The organism is Luteibacter sp. UNC138MFCol5.1 (genome assembly GCF_900110505.1).
GTDB lineage: Bacteria > Pseudomonadota > Gammaproteobacteria > Xanthomonadales > Rhodanobacteraceae > Luteibacter.
This window is the reverse complement of record NZ_FODZ01000001.1, coordinates 479646-493627: the sequence shown is the minus strand read 5'-3', so window position 1 is coordinate 493627 and position 13982 is coordinate 479646. Positions and strand designations below refer to the sequence as shown.

Genomic DNA, 13982 nt, shown 5'->3' with positions numbered 1-13982 from the left:
ATCGCCGCGTGCACTCACTTGCGCGCGCGAGGCTTCACTCGGGTGCGTTTGCCGATCGTCGCGGGCTGCTGCGCGCCCTTCGGACCGTCGCTTCGGGAGGCGCCGAGACGCTCCATCCAGGCCAGTCCGTCGACGTACGACAGGAAGTGCTGAAGGTAGCCCGGCGACGTTTCGCGCATCAGCGCGATCGAACGATGCACGAGGGCACTGGAGTTCAACGGGCCGGCGTCGTCGGCCGTATACGCGAGGGATTCGCGCATCTGGCTTTCGGTGCGCACGCTCGACCAGAGCGCGCGAAACGCGTCGAGGACACCAAGCTCGGGATACGGCACCGGCGCCGCCGCGTCGCGCGCCGCCGCGCGCGCGGAGAGTTCGTCGACGAGCTGACGCAGGCCGCCCGCGGCGGACGTCGCCACCGGGACCTGCTTCGCATCGTCGTCGCGGCGCTTACGGGCCATGCGCCGCCGGACCGGTGCTGGAGGACTTCGGCACCGGCGCGAGTTCGACGCGGCGGTTCTTCGCACGGCCTTCTTCGTCCGCGTTGGAACCGACCGGCTGCTCGGCGCCGAAGGCGGCGGCGAACACGGACGACGCGGGCACACCGTCGTCGATCAACGTGCGCGTGACCGTCAACGCGCGCTCCGCCGAGAGCTCCCAGTTGTCGGCGAACCGGCGGTTGCCGTCGTGCACCTGCTGGTCGTCGGTGAAGCCGCTGACCATCAGCAGTTCGCCGCGCGACGCGAGATAACTCGACAACGGCCCCGCGAGCGTCTTCAGCAACTCGCGGCCCTCCGGCTGCAGCTGGTCGGAGTTGAGCGCGAAAAGCACGCTGCCGCGGATACCGATGCGTCCGTTGACCAGCGTCACGCGCCCCGCCGCGAGCGGCACGGCAAGCGCCTGCTCGAGCGTCGTGCGCCGCTGCTCCTCGGCCTGCCGGTGCTTCACCTCTTCGTCGAGACGGCTCGACAGCGCGAGCTGCATCCCGATGACGCCGACGAGGATCAGCACGAACGCGCCAAGCAGCACGGACATCAGGTCGCCGAAGGCGGCCCAGATCGGCGTACCGGATTCGTTCTCGAATTCCAGCTCGTCGCTCATGCCGCGCCGGCTCCGGCGCGATCGCGCTGGCTGGCGAGGCGTTGCAGGTCTTCGACGATCTGCTTCTGCGAAAGCATGCTGAGGTCGACGACCTCGCGCGCCTGGGCCACGTAGTACGCCAGCTGCTCGTCGCTGCGGGCCATCGACTTGTCGAGGGCGGAGGCGACCTGCTGCAGGTGCTCGGTGAGCACGCCGTTTGCTTCTCCGAACGAGGCCACCGCCGCGCCGAGCGCTTCGCCGAGGCCGGCGATGCCCGATGCGCCTTCGCTCACCTGCGCCGCCACGGTTTCGAGCTTGCCGGTCTGGGCTTCGATGTGATCGGTGAAGCGCGTGCCGACACGATCCAGCAGCTCCGCCGATTGCGCGACGAGTGCATCCACCGCCGTGCGCTGCTCGGTGGAGGCGTGGTTCACGGCATCGAGGAGGGTTTCGAGCGTCGCGAGCAGGCGCGTGCGCTCCTCGAGCATCGCCGTGTCGCGCAGCATGCTGTCGGAGAGTTTCTGGCGCAGCTCGGCGACGACCTCGGCCGCCACCTTCGGCGCTTCCGACGCCGCGTCCAGGAGACGCGAGATCTCGGCGATTGTCTGGCTCGCGCTGGCCTGCGCCTGCGCGGCGACCTGCTTCGCCGTGGACTCGAACACGTCGCAGATCGCCTGCTGGCGCGCGACCGTCGCATCGCCCGTGGCGACCCACTGCTCGCCCAGCGTGTCGCCCATGCGGGTGAGCGCCCCCGTCCATGCGTCGAGACGCGCGTCGTCGCGCGCCTGCAGCGTTTCCTGCAACGCGAGCTGCGTCGCGTCGACCTTCTCGACGAGCGACGCGGCATGTCGTTCGAACGTCGCCGCCGCCTGCGCCAGCGCCTGTTCGGTGCGTTCCGCGGCATCGCGGTTTGCCGCCTGCTGCTGCGACAGCGCGGCACCCCAGCCCTCGGCGATCGCCGCGCCCGTGGCGTCCAGGCGCGAGGTCACGTTGTCGACGAGCGTCGCGGAACGCTGACCGAACGTCGTGCCGAACGCCTCCAGCGTGCCGGCGAGCTCGCGGGTCAGGGCTTCGTGGCTGTCGCGCTGCTGCCGGACGAGGTCGTCGTTCGCCGCGCGTTGGGCGGCCAACGCGTCGGTCCAGATCGACGACACCTGCGTCGCGGCGGCTTCGAAACCGGTGGAAAGGCCTTCGAGTTGTTGCTTCACGGACGCGTTGATCGCCTCGTGCAACGCGGTGGTCTCGCGCGCCAGCGCGGCCATGGTGGTGTCGACCACCGGCTGGAAGGCTGCACCCGCGGCACGGGCGCTCTCGACGACGCTCTCGCGAAGCGACTGCTCCACGGCCGCGGCGAGTCGCTGGTGGATCGCTTCGGTCTTCGCCTGGAACGTCTCCTGGCTGGCGAGCTGACGCTCGCCGGCCACGGTGCCCTGGCGTTCGATCGCTTCGATCATCGCCTGCAGGCGATCGACGAGTGCCGGCATCGCTTCGCTCTGCCGCTGCAGCAGGCGGAACGATTCCTCGCGCTGGTGCGCGCGGGAATGCACGCGCAGCGTGGTGGCGATCGCGGCGTCGAGCTGCTGCACCACGGCGACGCGTTCGCGGCGGCACAGCGCGGAAAGGAGTCCGAGCATCGCGGAACTGGCGACGCCCGCGATGGAGGTGCCGAACGCGAAGCCGAGGCCCTTGACCGGCGCGGCGAGCGAGTTGCGGATCGCCTGCAGGTCGGTGGCGCTCTCGAGCGCCAGGCCCGTGCCGTGCAGCGTGGCCATCATGCCCAGCAGCGTGCCGAGCATGCCCAGCAACACCAGCAGGCCCACGAGGTAAGGGGTGAGCACCGGCGGCGGCAGCGCGACGCGCTCGCCCTCCACGCGCAGGCGCACCGTCTGGCGCAGCGCGGGATGCAGGCGGCCGACCCAGGCGGCGAGCGAGGGCGGCTCGCCGGACAGCTCGCCGACGGCCGCGCCCAGCGAACCCGTCGCCTGACGGTAACGGAAGAGTTCGAGCGCGCCCGCGACGTAGCAGACGCCGATCAACGCCGCGATCGCCGCGCCGAGCGGATTGCTGCCGACATAGCCGGTGCCGATCCAGGCGACGACCGCGAGGCCCACGACGAACACGAAGAGATAGAGGAGATTCCTGAACATGATTTCTCGGTTAGCGGGCGCGGAGCGCCGCAAGCAGGCCTTCGACCGGTTGAAAACGAACGTCCAGTTCGGCGAGCAGGACGCTCTGCATGTCCTTGCGAAAGATGTCGAGCCACGCATCGTGCGTGGCCGTGGCCGGAGCATCCGGCGAGCCCTCGTCCGCGTGCGCGCGACGGAGGCGTTCGAAATGGGTTTCCAGCAGGCCGGGCACCGTGCCCAGGAGACGCTGCTCGCGCGGGCTCAGGGCCAGCTCCATCACGGCATCGAGCTCCGCCAGCCGTGCCATGTCCTCGGACGCCCGGCCGAGGAGATCGCGCAGTTCGCCCCGCAGGCGGCCGGTGGTGCCCTGCATGGCGCGCTGCAGCGTGAGGTAGCGCTGCCGGTAGGGCGCATAGTCGGGCGGCGGCGGCACCCAGCCCTCCACGGGAGGCACCTGCGCCGGCTCGCGCTGGGCCGAAGGCACCAGCTCACGCGCGTTGGCGATCGTCTCGGCCAGGGCCTCGCGCAGGCGCGCGCATTCGGCCGCCGGGCCGTCCTCGAAGGCCGGTGCCTCGTCGTCTGGCTCGGGCAACCGCCCGTCGAGCGCCGTCGACAGGGCGATCGCCTGCGTCCAGTTCAGCCACCCGCTGAGGTGGTCCGGCAACGACTGGCTCGATTGTGGGGCGTCGACGTCCGCGAGGCGCGCCAGGAGGCGGATGAACGTCGGCCCGCGGACGGTCGTCCGACGAGTTGCTTGCACGATGAGACTGGCTGAAAAACCGCCATTTTACACGCTATCGGCGACCGGGACCCTGTCGCGGCACGCGCTGGTGTACAACGCCATGAACCGCTCGTCCCCGACGCCCACCCCATCGAGGTACCTGCCGTGACGACGAAGAAGCCCGGTTACCGCCGCCATCCGCTTGCCGGCCTGTGGGCGCTCTGCCTGCCGCTGTGCCCGCCCGCGGTCGCCGCGGCGCTCCACGTGCCCCAGGTTCAGGTCGGCCCGCCCGTCGAAGCGATGTACCGCTGTCCCGGAGGCAAATCCTTCCGTGTGACGTACTTCAACGGCAGCAACGGCCAGAGTTTCGCGTTGCTGCCGGTGGACCGCGTACCGCAGCTGCTCGTCGCCACGGCGTCCGCCGATGGCGTGCGATACCAGTCGGGCTTCGTCACGTGGTGGAGCAAGGGCCGCCAGGGCGACTACTACGACACCCGCAAGGACCCGGACCGCCCCCTGCTGCGCGGCTGCGTCTCGAAGTGACCGGCAGCGCAGAAAACGGCAATCCCCGCACGTACGCCAGGCCTAGCATCGGGAGGCAGGCTGACGGGACAACCACCGTGGAATCGCAACGCAAGGTCGCCGTGGTCACCGGCGCGTCGCAGGGCATCGGCGCGGGAATCGTCGAGGCGTATCGCCGACTCGGCTTCGCCGTGGTCGCCAACTCGCGCGGCATCCGTCCGTCCACCGACGACGACCTGGTGACGGTCGCCGGCAGCATCGCCGATCGCAACGTGGCGGCACAGGTCGCCACGACCGCGATCGAACGCTTCGGCCGCGTCGACACGCTGATCAACAACGCCGGCATCTTCCTTTCGAAGCCGTTCGTCGACTTCACCGAAGAGGATTTCCGCAACGCCGTCGACGTCAACCTGGCGGGGTTCTTCCACATCACGCAGTTCGTCGCGCAACAGATGCTGCGACAGGGCTCGGGCCACATCGTGCAGATCACCACGACGATCGTCGATCAACCCATCGCAGGCGTACCCAGCGGGCTCGCGTCGCTGACCAAGGGGGGCCTCGCCGCCATCACGAGGGGCCTTGCCATCGAGTACGCCAGGTCGGGCATACGCGTGAACGCCGTCGCGCCGGGCATCATCAGCACGCCGATGCATGCGAACGATTCGCTGGAATTCCTCGCCGGCCTGCATCCGGTGGGCAGGCTGGGCGAGATCGCCGATGTAGTCGACGCGATCCTCTACCTGGAACGCGCCCGGTTCGTCACCGGCGAGATCCTCAACGTGGATGGCGGGCAGCATGCCGGCCGCTGGTAAGGAGTGCGTGCGATGCCCATCGTGACGATTCAGGTGACACGCGAAGGGACGGCCCCCGGTGCCACGAGCACCACGGCCGAGCAGAAGGCGGCCCTCATCCAGGGCGTGAGCCAGCTCCTGCTCGACGTGATGGGCAAGCCGTTCGACAGCACGTTCGTGGTGATCGAGGAAGTGGACCTCGACAACTGGGGCTGGCATGGCCTGCCCGTCAGCGAACTGCGCAAGCGGGCCGGCCGGCCCCGGTAGGAGCGCACCTGGGCGCGATCGGGCGCTCCCTCGGCCTCCATCGCGCCCAGGTGCGCTCCTACGGCCTCAGAGCTTCGCCGATTCGCGCCAGAGGTCGGTGCCGCCGTCGCTCGCGTAGCGGTCGATCTCCGCCAGTTCCTCCGCCGTGAAGGCGAGGCCGCGCAGCGCGCCGAGCGAATCGTCGAGCTGCTCGACCGTGCGCGCGCCGATCAGGGCCGACGTCACGCGCGGATCGCGAAGCACCCACGCGATGGCCATCTGCGCCAGCGTCTGGCCGCGACGCTCGGCGATGGCGTTCAGGGCGCGAACGCGCTCCAGGTTCGTCTCGTTGAGCTGGCTCTTGCCGAGCGAGCCGTCGCGCGTGACGCGTGCGTCGCTGGGGACGCCCTTGAGGTACTTCGACGTGAGCAGGCCCTGCGCGAGCGGCGAGAACGCGATGCACCCCGTACCGAGGTCTTCGAGCGTGTCGAGCAGGCCGTCCTCGATCCAGCGGTTGAACATCGAATAGTTCGGCTGGTGAATGAACAGCGGCACGCGTTCCTCGGCGAGGATCGCGGCGGCCTTGCGCGTCAGCTCCGGCGAATAGCTCGAGATGCCGACGTAGAGCGCCTTGCCCTGGCGATGGATGTGCGCCAGCGCGCCCATCGTCTCTTCCAGCGGCGTGTCCGGATCGACGCGGTGCGAGTAGAAGATGTCGACGTAATCCAGCCCCATGCGCTTCAGCGACTGGTCGAGGCTGGCGATGAGGTACTTGCGGCTGCCGCCGATGCCGCCGTATGGGCCCGGCCACATGTCCCAGCCCGCCTTCGTGGAGATGATCAGCTCGTCGCGGTAGGCGGCGAGATCGGTCGCCATGACGCGACCGAAGTTCTCCTCGGCCGAACCGTAGGGCGGCCCGTAGTTGTTCGCGAGGTCGAAGTGCGTGATGCCGCGGTCGAACGCGCGGCGCAGGATGGCGCGGCCGGTCTCGAAGACGTCGGCACCGCCGAAGTTCTGCCACAGGCCCAGCGAGATCGCCGGGAGGTCGATGCCGCTGCGACCGCAGCGGCGGTAAGGCATGAGGTTGTCGTAGCGGTCCGGTGCGGCTTGGTAGGTCACGGGTAACTCCGGGGGACGGGGGAACGAAATCAGGCCCCGGATGGTACGCCATGGCCGCGTGGGCGATCTTGCCCGATCACCCCATGCATCACCCCGTCATCAATGCTTTGGATGGTTCGTGAGCCGAATAGCCGCTATATTCGGCTCACGAAATGAGCCGAATACTGGCAGCCTTGGCAGTAAGCAGCCGCACGGTGGCCCCCAATATCGTCGTGGTCCCGTGACATGCGTGAACCAAACCTGCCGCGCATGAAGACGTTCGGTTCCGCGCTGCGCCTCTGGGCCGGCATGCTGGCGTGCGGCGTCGCCGTGTTGCTCGGCTCGGTGCTGATCGGCGGCGCGGATTCGTCGGTCGCCGCCTCGTGGAAGGCGCTGGTCGGGTCCACCGGCACGCCGATGGACGCGATCGTGTGGCAGCTGCGCATTCCGCGTTCGGTCGCCGCCTGCGGCGTGGGCGGCCTGCTCGCCGTCTCCGGCTGCCTCATGCAGATCCTCGTGCGCAATCCGCTCGCCGATCCGTACACGCTTGGCCTTTCCGGCGGCGCCGCCGTGGGTGCCCTCGGCGCGATGCTCGCGGGTGCGGGTGCCGTCGCGACGGCGCTGGGTGCGGCCGCCGGCGCGCTGGTCGCGTGCGTGGCCGTGTTCGTGCTCGCGCACCGCGACCTCCTGGCCCGGGCCCGCGCCGCGCAACGCGAAGATTCCACCGATCTGATCCTGATCGGTGTGATGCTGGCGGCGGGTCTCGGCGCCATCGTCAGCATGATGCTCGTCCTCGCACCCGACAAGAACCTGCGCGGCATGCTGTTCTGGATGATGGGCGACCTCAGCGGCGTCGCGAACTGGCTGCTGCCCGTCGCCACGCTGGCGGCGTGCGTGTTGCTGGTCGTCCCGCTGGGGCGTCAGCTGAACCTGCTGATGCGTGGCGAGGAATCCGCCAGCGCGCTCGGCGTACGGCCCAACGTGGTCAAGTCGGCGATCTTCGTCATCGCGTCGATCGCCACCGCGGTCGCGGTGACGACGGCCGGCACCGTCGGCTTCGTCGGCCTCGTCGTCCCGCATGCGCTGCGCCGCGTCGTCGGCAACGACCAGCGCGTGCTGCTGCCCGCGTGCGCGATCGGCGGCGGCATCGTGGTCACCATCGCCGATACGATTTCACGCGTGGTCGCCGATCCGATCCAGCTCCCCGTGGGCGCCGTGATGGCGATCATCGGCGTGCCGACCTTCATGTTCCTGCTGGTGCGCCGCCGATGAGTCTGGAACTGACGGCGAACGCGCTCCGCGTGACGATGCGCGATCGCGAACTCGTGCGCGGCCTCGACATGCGCGTGGCGCCGGGCGACGTCTGGTGCGTGCTGGGACCCAACGGCGCCGGCAAGTCCACGCTGTTGCGGACGCTGGCCGGACTGCGGCCGGCCGACGGCGGACGCGTCCTGCTCGGTGGCCGCGATGTCGAAAGCTTCCGGCCGATCGAACTCGCCCGCCGGCGCGGCTTCCTGCCGCAGACCATCGTCGACGCCTTCAGCCTCACGGTGATGGAAGCCGTGATGTCCGCACGCCATCCCAGCCTGCCGTTCTGGGCGTGGGGCGAGAGCGACACGGCACCGGCCGTGGACGCGCTGCACACGTTCGAACTCGAGGAACTCGCGCAGCGCGACGTCACGACGCTCTCGGGCGGCGAGCGCCAGCGCGTGAACATCGCCACGCTGTTCGCGCAGGATGTCGAGCTGCTCCTGCTCGACGAACCGCTCTCGTCGCTCGACCTGCATCACCAGATGAAGACCCTGCACGAGCTGATGCGCGTGGCGACGGAGCAAGGAAGGTCGGTGGTCTACACGGTCCACGACATCAACCTCGCCTTCCAGCACGCGACGCACGCCGTGCTGCTCGATGGCCGGGGTGGCGCGCTCGCCGGTCCCAAGAACGACGTCGTCACGAGCGAGCACCTGAGCGCCGCTTTCCACCATCCGATCCATGGCGTGATGCTCGACGACGAGCTGTTCTTCCGCGCCGGCCGCCTCAACGGAACGTCCCCATGATCCGCTATGTCCTCCTGCTCGCCTGCCTCGTCGCGGCGCCGGCTTTCGCCTCCGTCACCGTGGTGGACGACGCGGCCCGCACGGTGACGCTGCCCGCACCGGCGCATCGCATCGTGAGCCTCGCGCCCAACATCACCGACGCCCTGTTCGCCGCCGGCGCCGGCGCCTACGTGGTGGGGACATCGCGGTTCAGCGACTACCCGGAAGCGGCAAAGCAGGTCCCCGTGGTCGGCGACGCGACGATGATCGACCTGGAGCGGATCGTCGCCCTGAAACCCGACATCGTGGTCGTGTGGAAGAGCGGCAACGCGGCGGCGCAGGTCGAGAAGATCGTGCGCCTCGGCATTCCCGTGTTCTACGCGGAAACCACGCGACTGGCCGACGTGGCCGCCGCGACGCGCCGCTTCGGCGTGCTCGCCGGCACCAGCGGCGTGGCGGACCGGCAGGCGACCGCGTTCGAGGAGGCGCTCGCCGGGCTGCGCGCGACCTATGCGGGAAAGAAGCGGCTGAAGGTCTTCTATCAGATATGGGACCGCCCGCTCATGACCATCGGGCGCGCGCAGATCATCGACGACGCGTTGACGCTGTGCGGCGGCGACAACGTCTTCGCCGACCTCACGGTGGCCGCCCCGACGGTGAGCCGGGAAGCCGTGCTGGCGCGCGACCCCGACGTCATCGTCAGCGGCGGCGCCGAGGGTGAGTCGCTCGACGACTGGAAGCGGTCCGGATTCCTGACCGCCGTGAAGCACCAGAACGTCTTCGCGATCGACGCGCCGACGCTCGCCCTGCCCTCGCCATCGATCCTTCCGGGTGTCCGCACGCTATGCGTCGCGCTGGACGCGGCGAGGATTCGTGCCGCGCCCTGAAGGCTTTCACGGCATCTTCTTGCGGTCGTCGTCACATATGGCCCGCTTACACTTGCGGTGAGAACGCCCGGACCGAGAACGCATGACCCCGACCGCGACGACGCCAGGCTCCCGCGATCTCAGCTGGCTCGACGGCGCCGGTGAGGTCGGTGAGCTCATTCGCTCCATGGACTGGACGCCCACCGGCCTCGGTCCGCCCGAATCGTGGCCGCAGAGCCTGCGCACGGTCACGGGCATGCTGCTGCTTTCGCCCGTGCCCATCGTGCTGCTGTGGGGCGAGAAGGGCATCATGATCTACAACGATGCCTATTCGGTTTTCGCGGGAAACCGGCACCCCGCCCTGCTTGGCTCCGAAGTGCGCAAGGGCTGGGACGAGATCGCCGACTTCAACGACAACGTGATGCGCGTCGGCCTCGCCGGCGGCACGCTCGCGTACAAGGATCAGCAGCTGAGCCTGGTCCGGCATGGCAAGCCGGAGCCGGTGTGGATGGATCTCGACTACTCGCCGGTGCTGGGCGAGGACGGCAAGCCGGCGGGTGTGATCGCCATCGTCGTGGAGACGACCGAGCGCGTGCTGGCGGATCAGCGCGAGCGGGAGAACCAGGCGCGCCTGCAGTTCCTCGACGAGCTGCGCGAAGCGACCGCGCGCCACACCGACGCGGACGCGATCCTCGCCACCACGATGCGACTGCTGGGCGAGCACCTCGGCGTCGCCGTCTGCGCCTATGCCGACATGGAACCCGACGAGGACGGCTTCACGATCCGTGGGGACTGGTCGCGGCCGGGATCGCCCAGCATCGTGGGTCACTACAGCCTCAACGCCTTCGGCACGCTGGCCGTGCGGAACCTGCACGCGGGCGCGCCGCTGGTCATCGACGACATCCGGGCCGAGCTGGCTTCCGAGGAAGCGAAGACGTTCCTCGACATCGGGCTCGCGGCGACGGTCTGCATGCCGCTGCTGAAGGAGGGCCGCCTCACCGCCCTGATGGCGATCCACGACAAGGTGCCGCGACGCTGGCAGCCTCGCGAGCTCGCGCTGATGCGTGAGGTCACGGAGCGTTCTTGGTCGCACATCCAGCGCGTGCGCGCCGAGGCCGATGCGCGCGAGAGCGAGCGACGCTTCCGCGAGGAGCTCGAAGCGCAGGTACGGGATCGCACGGCCGCGCTCGAACGCAGCGAGGCGAACAGCCGGACGATCCTCGAGACCTCGCACCTGTTCCAGGGCCTGATCGACCTCGACGGCACCGTCCGCTTCGCCAACGCGACATCGCTGGCCGGCATCGGCCGCACGCTCACGGAGGTGGTCGGCCTGCCGCTGTGGCTCACCCCATGGTTCAGCGAGACACCCGGCATGCCCCGGACGATCGAGGCCGCCGCGCGCCGTGTCGCGGCGGGCGCGACCGAAAACCTGGGCGTGGTGCTGGATCTCCCGACCGGCACGCGCGCCTTCGACCTGTCGCTGCGCCCCGTCGCGAACGACGACGGCAAGGTCGTGGCCATGGTGTACGAGGCCGTGGAAAAGACGGCGCGCGTGAAGGCCGAGCAGGCGCTGCTGCAGATGCAGAAGATGGAGGCGCTCGGCAACCTCACCGGTGGCATCGCGCACGACTTCAACAATCTCCTCATGGCCGTGCGCGGCAGCCTCGAACTCCTGCGCGAGCGTCTTTCGGACGAGCCGCTGCTTCTGCGCCTCGTCGACAACGCGATGGCCGGTGCCGATCGCGGCAGCACGCTGACGCGCCGCATGCTCGCCTTCGCGCGACGCCAGGAGCTGAAGACCGAGCGCATCGACGTGCACGCGCTGGTCGACGGCATGCGCGAGCTGATGCAGCGCTCGCTCGGCGGAACCATCGTGGTGGAAACGCATTTCGCCGCCGATCTGTCGCCGGTGGAAGCCGACGCCAACCAGCTCGAATCGGCGTTGCTCAACCTCGCGGTGAACGCGCGCGACGCGATGGACGGCGTCGGCACCATCGTCATCGCGACGAGCGAGGCCTGGGTGCACGACACGGATGGCCCGGTGGCGCCGGGCCGGTACGTTCGCCTGTCGCTCTCCGATTCGGGTGCGGGCATGGACGATGCCACGCTGAAGCGCGCCACGGAGCCGTTCTTCACGACCAAGGGCGTCGGCAAGGGCACGGGCCTGGGACTGTCGATGGTGCACGGCCTCGCCGAACAGCTCGGCGGCGCCCTGCTGCTCAGCAGCCGGCGCGACATCGGCACCACCGCGGAGATCTGGCTCCCCGCCGCGGCGGCTGCCGATCCGGCCGTCCATCCCGCGGTGGCCGTCAGCGCGGAGGCGGTACCCGGCCGCTGCTCATCGGCCGGTTCGATCACGATCCTCACCGTCGACGACGACGATCTCGTCCGCGCGACGACCGTCGAGATGCTCGAGGACCTCGGGTACTCGGTCGTCGCGGCGCGCTCCGGCGCGGAGGCCCTGCGCCTGCTGGAAGGAGCGTGCGTGGACCTGGTGATCACCGACCACGCGATGCCGCAGATGACCGGAGCCCAGCTCGCCGCGGCGATCAGGGAACGCCTCCCGGACCTGCCCATCGTCATGGCCACCGGCTACGCGGACCTGCCGCCGGGGCAGACGCTCGACCTTCCCCGCCTCGCGAAGCCGTACTCGCAAGCCACGCTCGCGGATATCGTGGCGCGTACCGTGGTTGCCAGGGAGCAGGCGGCAGGGTGAATCGTCGGATGGGATGCCTGTGCCGCACCATGCAGGTATGATGACCGTCCGATTTCTCCCATAGAGGTATTCGTCCGATGCGCCAGTGATGCCCTTTGCCCGTCCCGGGCGAACTCGACCTTCCCGACTTCGGGGAAGCCGACGGCATGCATTGGAATCGCAAATGACGACGACGTACCTGGCGCTCGATGGCGCTTCTTTCATCCTGCCGGATGGCAGGACACTCTTTTCGGACCTCCACGACACCTTCGACGAACGGCGCACCGGGCTCGTCGGCCGCAACGGTGTCGGCAAGAGCGTGCTCGCCCGTGTGCTCGCCGGGCAGGCCGAAGCGACGAGCGGGCGCGTCGTGCGCCACGGAACGGTGTACTACCTCGCGCAGCGCGTCGCCGACGACGTGGACGAGACGGTCGCCTCGCTCGCAGGCGTCGGCGCAACGATCGACGCACTCGGCCGCATCGAGGCGGGCAGCAGCGATCCGGCCGACTTCGACGCGGTGGACGATCGCTGGGACGCGCGCGAGCGGCTGCGCGATGCGCTGGACGCCGACGGCCTCGCGCATGTGGGCGTGGGCGATCCGGCACGGCGGCTGAGCGGCGGCGAAGCGATGCGCGTCGCCCTGCTCGGCGCGCGCCTGCGTGGTGCGGATTACCTGATCCTCGATGAGCCGAGCAATCATCTGGATGGCGCGGCACGCGCGGCGTTGCTCGACTGGATCCGCGCGTGGCCGGGCGGACTGCTCGTCGTCAGCCATGACCGGACCCTGCTGCGCGCGATGGAGCGCATCGTGGAACTCACACCATCCGGGCTGCGCAGTTACGGCGGCGGTTACGACGTTTACGCCGAGGCGCGTCAGCGGGAGCGTGGGAACGCCCTGCGCGAGCTGGAGGCGCGCAAGGCGGAAAGGAAGCGCGGCGAGGCGGCGCTGCGCGATCAGCGGGAGCGTCAGGAGCGACGGCAGTCGCGTGGCAGGAAGGATGCCGCCGACGCGAACCAGGCACCGATCCTGCTCGGCGGGCAGAAAGGACGTAGCGAAGCGAGCGCCGGCCGGCTCCGGCGGCGGCAGGAGGATGCGCGCGATGCGCTGTCCGCGCGCGTGGCCGATGCGTCGAAGCGCGTCGACGACGACGCGTCGGTGGCACTGCTCGTACCCGTTGGAACGGCCGGCGGCCCGCGCCGCGTGGCCTTGCTCGATGGCGTCACCCTTCCCTTCGTGCGCGGTGCGGCGGCACGCGTCGATCTGATCGTGGGCGCGGGCCAGCGTATTGGCGTCGTCGGGCCGAACGGCAGTGGCAAGTCGACGTTGCTGCACGTGCTCGCGGGGAACCGCGACCCGATCGACGGCCGCCGCGACGTGCCGGTGCGCGTGGCCTTCCTGGATCAGCGCCTGGCGACGCTGGACGCCTCGCGCCCTCTGATCGATCAGATGCGCGAGGCGAACCCCGCCGCCGGCGAGGACGCGCTGCGATTGCGGCTCGCCTTGCTCGGCATCGACGCGGGCGGTATCTCGGCGAAGGTCGGCAGCCTCAGTGGCGGCGAGCGGCTGAAGGCCGCGCTCGCGCACGCGCTGGTGGCGGAGCCGCCACCGGGCCTGCTGCTGCTCGACGAGCCGGGCAACCACCTCGACCTCGCGTCGCTCGAGGCGCTGGAGGCCATGCTGTCGCAGTACGACGGCGCGCTCGTCGTCGTATCGCACGACGAGGCGTTCCTCGACCGGCTAGGGCTGACGCACCGCCTGGAGGTGACGGCGAGCGGCTGGGTGATGCAGCCGCTCTGAGCATCC

13 protein-coding genes are annotated in these 13982 nt (G+C 69.8%); 8 read left to right on the top strand and 5 right to left on the bottom strand.

All coding sequences use genetic code 11. The features are described 5' to 3' along the window. Positions 1 to 14 precede the first annotated feature (14 nt). The 4 genes from BMY69_RS02090 to BMY69_RS02075 are packed head-to-tail and all read right to left on the bottom strand — an operon-like array spanning position 15 to position 3966. A complete protein-coding gene (locus BMY69_RS02090) occupies positions 15 to 458 on the bottom strand; it encodes a DUF2894 domain-containing protein (protein WP_090058782.1) in 444 nt (147 codons plus the stop codon). After that, positions 448 to 1098 carry an OmpA family protein gene (locus tag BMY69_RS02085; RefSeq protein WP_090058785.1) on the bottom strand — a complete coding sequence of 217 codons (651 nt, stop codon included), beginning with the start codon at positions 1096 to 1098 and terminating at the stop codon, positions 448 to 450. The genes BMY69_RS02090 and BMY69_RS02085 overlap by 11 nt, the downstream gene beginning before the upstream one ends. Further along, on the bottom strand, positions 1095 to 3224 hold the full coding sequence (locus BMY69_RS02080; RefSeq protein ID WP_090175173.1) for a DUF802 domain-containing protein: 2130 nt from the start codon (positions 3222 to 3224) through the stop codon (positions 1095 to 1097). Before BMY69_RS02080 ends, BMY69_RS02085 begins: the two co-directional genes overlap by 4 nt. Before the next feature lie 10 nt (positions 3225 to 3234). Further along, positions 3235 to 3966 carry a DUF3348 domain-containing protein gene (locus BMY69_RS02075; RefSeq protein ID WP_090175172.1) on the bottom strand — a complete coding sequence of 244 codons (732 nt, stop codon included), beginning with the start codon at positions 3964 to 3966 and terminating at the stop codon, positions 3235 to 3237. A gap of 123 nt (positions 3967 to 4089) precedes the next feature. On the opposite strand from BMY69_RS02075, the gene BMY69_RS02070 reads away from it, so the two are divergent. The 3 genes from BMY69_RS02070 to BMY69_RS02060 all read left to right on the top strand — a co-directional run bounded on the left by BMY69_RS02070 (position 4090) and on the right by BMY69_RS02060 (position 5504). Then, the gene (locus BMY69_RS02070) at positions 4090 to 4467 is read left to right on the top strand and encodes an MliC family protein (RefSeq protein WP_090175171.1); all 378 of its coding nucleotides are present in this window, start codon (positions 4090 to 4092) and stop codon (positions 4465 to 4467) included. Positions 4468 to 4544: 77 nt separating this feature from the next. After that, the gene (locus BMY69_RS02065) at positions 4545 to 5258 is read left to right on the top strand and encodes an SDR family NAD(P)-dependent oxidoreductase (RefSeq protein ID WP_090175170.1); all 714 of its coding nucleotides are present in this window, start codon (positions 4545 to 4547) and stop codon (positions 5256 to 5258) included. 12 nt (positions 5259 to 5270) lie between these two features. Beyond that, on the top strand, positions 5271 to 5504 hold the full coding sequence (locus tag BMY69_RS02060; protein WP_090175169.1) for a tautomerase family protein: 234 nt from the start codon (positions 5271 to 5273) through the stop codon (positions 5502 to 5504). Positions 5505 to 5570: 66 nt separating this feature from the next. Here BMY69_RS02060 and mgrA read toward each other — a convergent pair whose 3' ends face one another. Continuing rightward, positions 5571 to 6602, bottom strand: coding sequence for an L-glyceraldehyde 3-phosphate reductase (gene mgrA, locus BMY69_RS02055; protein WP_090175168.1), 1032 nt, complete (start codon positions 6600 to 6602; stop codon positions 5571 to 5573). A gap of 225 nt (positions 6603 to 6827) precedes the next feature. Between mgrA and BMY69_RS02050 the strand changes: the two genes are divergently transcribed. From BMY69_RS02050 to BMY69_RS02030, 5 genes are all read left to right on the top strand, one after another. Next, a complete protein-coding gene (locus BMY69_RS02050; protein ID WP_218143108.1) occupies positions 6828 to 7853 on the top strand; it encodes a FecCD family ABC transporter permease in 1026 nt (341 codons plus the stop codon). Beyond that, positions 7850 to 8638: an ABC transporter ATP-binding protein gene (locus BMY69_RS02045; protein ID WP_090175167.1), complete on the top strand. Its 789-nt coding sequence runs from the start codon at positions 7850 to 7852 to the stop codon at positions 8636 to 8638. The genes BMY69_RS02050 and BMY69_RS02045 overlap by 4 nt, the downstream gene beginning before the upstream one ends. After that, positions 8635 to 9504, top strand: a complete 870-nt coding sequence (locus tag BMY69_RS02040; protein WP_090175166.1) for a cobalamin-binding protein — start codon at positions 8635 to 8637, stop codon at positions 9502 to 9504. Before BMY69_RS02045 ends, BMY69_RS02040 begins: the two co-directional genes overlap by 4 nt. A gap of 82 nt (positions 9505 to 9586) precedes the next feature. After that, positions 9587 to 12199 (top strand): response regulator, encoded by a 2613-nt coding sequence (locus BMY69_RS02035; RefSeq protein ID WP_090175165.1) that lies wholly within the window; start codon positions 9587 to 9589, stop codon positions 12197 to 12199. Between the two features lie 163 nt (positions 12200 to 12362). Further along, positions 12363 to 13976, top strand: a complete 1614-nt coding sequence (locus tag BMY69_RS02030) for an ATP-binding cassette domain-containing protein (RefSeq protein WP_090175164.1) — start codon at positions 12363 to 12365, stop codon at positions 13974 to 13976. Positions 13977 to 13982 lie beyond the last annotated feature (6 nt).

Bases quoted from the DNA above. Each gene is read 5' to 3' on its own strand.
- BMY69_RS02090 (WP_090058782.1), bottom strand. From the start codon at position 458: ATGGCCCGTAAGCGCCGCGACGACGATGCGAAGCAGGTCCCGGTGGCG.
- BMY69_RS02085 (WP_090058785.1), bottom strand. From the start codon at position 1,098: ATGAGCGACGAGCTGGAATTCGAGAACGAATCCGGTACGCCGATCTGG.
- BMY69_RS02080 (WP_090175173.1), bottom strand. From the start codon at position 3,224: ATGTTCAGGAATCTCCTCTATCTCTTCGTGTTCGTCGTGGGCCTCGCG.
- BMY69_RS02060 (WP_090175169.1), top strand. From the start codon at position 5,271: ATGCCCATCGTGACGATTCAGGTGACACGCGAAGGGACGGCCCCCGGT.
- BMY69_RS02050 (WP_218143108.1), top strand. From the start codon at position 6,828: ATGCGTGAACCAAACCTGCCGCGCATGAAGACGTTCGGTTCCGCGCTG.
- BMY69_RS02045 (WP_090175167.1), top strand. From the start codon at position 7,850: ATGAGTCTGGAACTGACGGCGAACGCGCTCCGCGTGACGATGCGCGAT.
- BMY69_RS02040 (WP_090175166.1), top strand. From the start codon at position 8,635: ATGATCCGCTATGTCCTCCTGCTCGCCTGCCTCGTCGCGGCGCCGGCT.
- BMY69_RS02035 (WP_090175165.1), top strand. From the start codon at position 9,587: ATGACCCCGACCGCGACGACGCCAGGCTCCCGCGATCTCAGCTGGCTC.
- BMY69_RS02030 (WP_090175164.1), top strand. From the start codon at position 12,363: ATGACGACGACGTACCTGGCGCTCGATGGCGCTTCTTTCATCCTGCCG.